Origin of the sequence: Bartonella sp. MU70NMGDW, from assembly GCF_042194085.1 — a bacterium.
Lineage (GTDB): Bacteria > Pseudomonadota > Alphaproteobacteria > Rhizobiales > Rhizobiaceae > Bartonella > Bartonella grahamii.
This window is the reverse complement of record NZ_JBHIMK010000391.1, coordinates 1-1,069: the sequence shown is the minus strand read 5'-3', so window position 1 is coordinate 1,069 and position 1,069 is coordinate 1. Positions and strand designations below refer to the sequence as shown.

1 protein-coding gene and 1 pseudogene are annotated in these 1,069 nt (G+C 33.9%); both read right to left on the bottom strand.

Features of this window, described 5'->3' with window-relative positions; all coding sequences use genetic code 11:
• Positions 1-226 precede the first annotated feature (226 nt).
• On the bottom strand, positions 227-985 hold the full coding sequence (locus ACFIKE_RS11205; protein ID WP_375650010.1) for a type IV secretion system protein: 759 nt from the start codon (positions 983-985) through the stop codon (positions 227-229).
• Positions 982-1,069 (bottom strand): annotated as a pseudogene (locus ACFIKE_RS11200) (TrwH protein); the annotation flags it as partial. The pseudogene ACFIKE_RS11200 and the gene ACFIKE_RS11205, both read right to left, overlap by 4 nt.

Genomic DNA, 1,069 nt, shown 5'->3' with positions numbered 1-1,069 from the left:
GATCAATTTTATTGAAAAGTTGCGTGAACACTGTAAAGTTCATGGAATTCCTCTTTAACGAATTTTCAACTTTTTATCACCTTGAAATATAGATATATGCCAAACGCGTTATTCGCATTTATACATTACCTAAGTATTTTCATCACGATATCTTGGCTTTGAGAAAACCTTTCTGCCCCTCTGAATTGTTCAGATAGTACTGAACCTTCTATATTGGCTTTTATTTTCATCGTATGATAGGCATCCTTTTTTTTTCATGGTTAAAAAATTTCATATCAACTTCGCGTCTTTTCTTTTTGATAAGTGATTGCTCAGCTTTACGTAAATGCGTTATCATTTGCATCTTTATAGATTCATTTTGGATCATGGCTAACGAACCATCGATATGTGTTTGAAGATCTGCAATATCTTTCAAGTTTTCTTTTGTTTGAAGTTCATCAAATAGACGTTGGAGGTATTTAAAACGATTTTCTACGTTTTCAAAACTTTTCAAAGTTATAGCTTTATCTAGTACCGATAAAAATTGTAAACGCGCAAAAACAGCCTTGCTCATTTGATCAAGAGATCCAGAAATTTTGTTTTCTTCTTCCAATACCTTTTGATATGATTGCTTTGCAATCTTTTCACTCTTATAGAGCGATTCTGGTTCTTTGAGAAAAAAACTAGAAAAGTCTATTTTGTTAGGTCCAGTTTTCTGACTCTTTGTTATAGCTTGATAGGTTTTTTCTGTTTGCGAAAGTTGTTCTTTTTTCAACTCAAGCTGTTTTTTTAAGAGCTCTATAATTTCTCCTTTTTTTAATAGATTAATAAGCTCCAGATATTCTGTCGGTAGAGCCGGTTGTGTCGGTAGAGAAGGTTGTGAGTTTACAGTTGGGTCTTGAGGTGATGGGGGTTCGAAACTTATGCTTACATCTGCATTTGCTGGAGCTAGATTCAGCATTCCCAAAAGGGTAATTATTCCTGCTATAATAAAGATCTTTTTCATATATTTGCTCGCTTGATTTCGGCAGGGATTGTTTTATTAATAGGCACACGGTTTCTATCATTGGGCTGTTTTAGCTTTGGTGCT